At 72.4% G+C, this 4,533-nt stretch carries 2 protein-coding genes; both read left to right on the forward strand.

Going from position 1 to position 4,533, the window contains the following annotated elements:
- Window positions 1-2,009: condensation domain-containing protein (locus tag IE312_RS37715; RefSeq protein WP_229900942.1), on the forward strand; the 2,009-nt coding region annotated here is incomplete at its 5' end.
- A partial coding sequence (locus IE312_RS37720) for a non-ribosomal peptide synthetase (protein WP_189986819.1) occupies window positions 2,006-4,533 on the forward strand: 2,528 nt, incomplete at its 3' end. The genes IE312_RS37715 and IE312_RS37720, both read left to right, overlap by 4 nt.

Consider the following 4,533-nt stretch of genomic DNA (forward strand, 5'->3'; position numbering starts at 1 on the left):
ACCCGGACGTCTCCCGGGCCGTCGTCGTCGTACGCGAGGACCAGCCGGGGCGGCGGCAGCTGGTCGGATACGTGGTGTGCGCGGACAGCGCGCTGCCCGATCCGACGGACCTGCGCAAGCACGTCGCGGAGTGCCTGCCCGACTACATGGTCCCGTCCGTGTTCGTGCGGCTCGACCGGCTGCCGCTCACCCCCAACGGCAAGCTGGACACCAAGGCGCTGCCCGCGCCGCAGCGGACCGGCGGCGCGGGGCGGGCACCGGCCAACGCCCGCGAGGAGACCCTGCGCAGTCTATTCGCCGAGGTGCTCGGCCTGGACGAAGTCGCTCTGGACGAGGGCTTCTTCGAACTGGGCGGTGACAGCATCGTCTCCATCCAGCTGGTCGCCGCCGCTCGCCGGGCCGGACTGGCCATCACCCCCAGGGACGTCTTCCGGCACCGTACCGTCGAGGCCCTGGCCACCGTCGCCACCGAGATCGGCACGCAGGGCGAGCCGGCCCCAAAATCCGGTGACGGCACGGGCCTGCTCCCGACGACACCGGTCATGGAGTGGCAACGGGCCCGTGGCGGTCCGGTGGAGCGCTTCAGCCAGGTCATGCTCATCCGGGTGCCGCAGCGGCTGGGAGTCGAGCGGCTCACCGGCGCCCTGCAGCGGGTGCTGGACCGCCATGACGCCCTGCGCATGCGGTGGACGCCGGACGCACCAGACGGCTGGAGCCTGGACATCGCACAGCCGGGCGGCGTGGACGCCGCCCAGGCCGTCACCCGCGTCGACATCAGCGGCCTGACCGGCGACGACGCGCTGCGCCGGGTGTACGAGGAACAACGGGACGAGGCCCTGGCCGGACTCTCGCCCAGGGACGGGCGCATGATCCGGGCCGTCTGGCTGGACGCGGGGGACGACCGGGCGGGCCGGCTGCTGCTGGTGCTGCACCACTTCGTGGTCGACGGCGTCTCCTGGCGGATCCTGGTGCCCGACCTGATGGCCGCGTGGCAGGCCGGCCCCGACGCCCCCGCCGCGCTGGACCCCGTGGGCACCTCGCTACGGCACTGGAGCCGGCGCCTGCGCTCGGCGGCGCGCTCCGGGGAGAGGACCGCCGAACTGCCGCTGTGGCGGGAGATGACACGGGAGCCGGACAGGCTCATCGGCAGCCGCCCGCTCGACCCGGCCCGGGACACCACCAGGACGGCCCGCTCACTCACCCGGACCCTGCCGCCGGAGCAGACCGAAGCGCTGCTGACCAAGGTGCCCGCCGCCTTCCACGCCACGGTCAACGACGTCCTGCTGACCGGGCTGGCGCTCGCCGTCTGCGAGTGGCGGCGGCGCCACGGCGGCGGCACGGACACGGCGGTCCTGCTGGACCTCGAAGGCCACGGACGCGAGGAGTTCGCCCCGGACATCGACCTGTCGCGCACGGTGGGCTGGTTCACCACCGTCTACCCCGTCCGTCTGGACACGGGACTGCCCCCCGGCGCCCAGTGGCGGACCGGGCAGGCGACGGGCGACGCGCTCAAGCGCGTCAAGGAACAGCTGAGGCGGCTGCCGGACAACGGTCTCGGCTACGGCCTGCTGCGCTGGCTCAACCCGGACACCGCATCCGTCCTGGCATCCGGCCACACACCCCAGATCTCCTTCAACTACCTGGGCCGCTTCGCCGCCTCGGACCAGGCCCCCGAAGAAGCCGCCGTGTGGACGGCCGACCCGCTGGCCGACGTGCTCACCGCCGGCGCGGACGAGGACCTGCCACTGGCGCACTGCCTGGAACTCAATGTGCTGACGCAGGACGGCCCGCAGGGGCCCCGGCTCGTCGCCACCTGGTCCTGGGCGGCCGGTGTGCTGCCCGAGGGCCGGGTCCGCGACCTCGCCGAAACCTGGTTCACCGCCCTGGACGCCCTGTCGGACGCGAGCAGCCGGACCGACAGCGGTGGCTGGACTCCATCGGATCTTTCCTTGGTGTCGCTGTCGCAGGCGGAGATCGACCTTCTGGAATCCGACTGGAGGAACTCATGACCACACAGGGTCTCGCCGATGTTCTGCCCCTGTCTCCGCTGCAGGAGGGCATGCTTTTCCTCGCGCTCTACGACGAGACGGCGGTGGACGCCTACACCGTCCGGCTCTCCTTCGACCTGAGGGGACCCCTCGACACGTCGCGACTCAAGGCCGCCGCCGAAGCCCTGCTCGACCGTCACGCGAACCTGCGGGCCGCGTTCCGACACGAGAAGCTGAGCAGCCCCGTACAGCTGATCCCCAAGTCCGTGGAACTGCCCTGGCGGGAGGAGGACCTCACGGCCCTCGCCGCCGCGGAACGCGGGGCGGCGCTGGAGCGGCTGGCCGAGGAGGAGGGCGCCCGGCGCTTCGACCTCACCCGCCCGCCGCTGGTGCGTTTCACCCTCGTGCGGCTCGCCGAGGACACCCACCGCCTGATCATCTGCTTGCACCACATCCTGCTGGACGGCTGGTCCTTCCCGCTGCTGGTCGGCGAACTCTTCGAGCTCTACGCACGGCACGGCGACACCGGCGGCATGCCCAGGGTCACCCCGTACAAGGAGTACCTCGCCTGGCTCGCGCGGCAGGACAAGGACGCGGCGGCCAAGGCCTGGCGGGCCGCGCTCGACGGCCTCGCCGAACCGACCCTCGTGGCGCCCGGCATCACCCAGCGCCTGGCCCGGCAGCCCGAGGAACAGGTCGTCGAGCTGTCCGAGGACCTATCGGCCTCCCTCACCGATCTCGCGCGTGCCCGCGGCTGGACCCTCAACACGGTGGTGCAGAGCGCCTGGGCGCTGCTGCTCGCCGCGGTCACCGGCCGCGACGACATCGTCTTCGGCGCGACGGTCTCCAGCCGTCCGCCGCAGCTGCCCGGCGTCGAGACCATGGTGGGCCTGTTCATCAACACCCTCCCCGTACGGGTGCGACTCGACTGGTCAGAGCCGCTCGCCGGCCTGCTCACCCGGGTCCAGGACACCCAGGCCGAGCTGATGGACCACCAGCACCTGGGCCTGGCGCAGATCCAGCGCCAGGCCGGCGGCGGCCCGCTGTTCGACACCCTCGCCGTCTTCGAGAACTACCCCCTGGACGCCGCGGGTCTGAACCGGCAGATGGACGGAGTGTCGGTCTCCGGCTTCACCGGCCAGGACGCCACCCACTACCCGCTCAGCCTGATCGCGTACCCCGGCACCAGCATCCGGCTGCGCGTGGGCTACCGCCCCGACGCGCTGGAGGCGGACGCCGTCGCCACGCTCACGGACCGGTTCACCTGCATCCTGGCAGCGGTGGCGGCCGGCCCCGACCGGCCCACCGGGTCGGTGGACACCCTCTCACCGCAGGAACGCGGTCAGGTCCTCGCCGGCTTCAACGACACCGCGCACCCCGTCCCCGACACGACGCTCCCCGAGCTGTTCGAGACGTGCGCGACCCGCACACCCGACCGCACCGCCCTCGTCTTCGAGGGAGAGGCGCTCTCCTACGGTGAGCTGAACGCCCGCGCCAACAGGCTGGCCCGGCTGATGGCCGACCGCGGCGTCGGCCCGGAGTCGACGGTGGCCATAGCCGTGCCGCGCTCCGCCGAGATGGTCGCCGCCGTCCTCGCCACGATCAAGACGGGCGCCGCCTACCTGCCCGTGGACCCCGACTACCCGGCCCACCGCATCGCCTACGTCCTCACCGACTCGGCGCCCGGCCTGCTGCTCACCACGGAGGCGACCGCCGGCTCCGTCATACCGCACGCGGACACGGTGCCCACGCTCGTCCTGGACTCGCCTGGGACGCTCGGGGCCCTGGCCGAGCACGGCACCGACGACGTCACGAACGACGAGCGCGTCACGCCGCTCCGCGCGGACCACCCCGCCTACGTCATCTACACCTCCGGCTCGACCGGTCGGCCCAAGGGCGTCGTCGTACCCCACCGAGGCATCGTCAACCGTCTGGCGTGGATGCAGGGGGAGTACCAGCTGACGGCGGACGACCGCGTGCTGCAGAAGACCCCGCTGGGCTTCGACGTCTCGGTGTGGGAGCTGTTCTGGCCGCTGACCGAGGGAGCCACGCTTGTGGTCGCCCGGCCCGAGGGGCACCGCGATCCCGCCTACCTCGCCGAGACGATCGACGAGTACGGGGTGACCACCGTCCACTTCGTGCCCTCCATGCTCCAAGAGTTCCTGCGCCACCCGGCCGCCGCCCGGTGCACCGGTCTGCGCAGGGTCATCTGCAGCGGTGAGGCACTGGGCAGCGAGACACGCGACCGCTTCCTGACACTCCTCGACGCCGAGCTGCACAACCTCTACGGCCCAACCGAGGCGTCCGTCGACGTCACCGCGTGGGCCTGCCGCACGGGCGACCGGAGCGGGACCGTCCCCATCGGGCGACCCGTCTGGAACACCAGCGCCTACGTGCTGGACGCGGCGCTGCGTCCGGTACCGCCCGGCACCGCCGGCGACCTGTACCTCGCGGGAGTCCAGCTGGCCCGGGGTTATCTGGGGCGTCCTTCGTTGACGGCGGGTCGGTTCGTGGCGGATCCGTTCGGGCCGGCGGGTGGCCGGTT

The organism is Streptomyces capoamus (assembly GCF_014654935.1).
Taxonomy (GTDB): Bacteria; Actinomycetota; Actinomycetes; order Streptomycetales; family Streptomycetaceae; genus Streptomyces; species Streptomyces capoamus.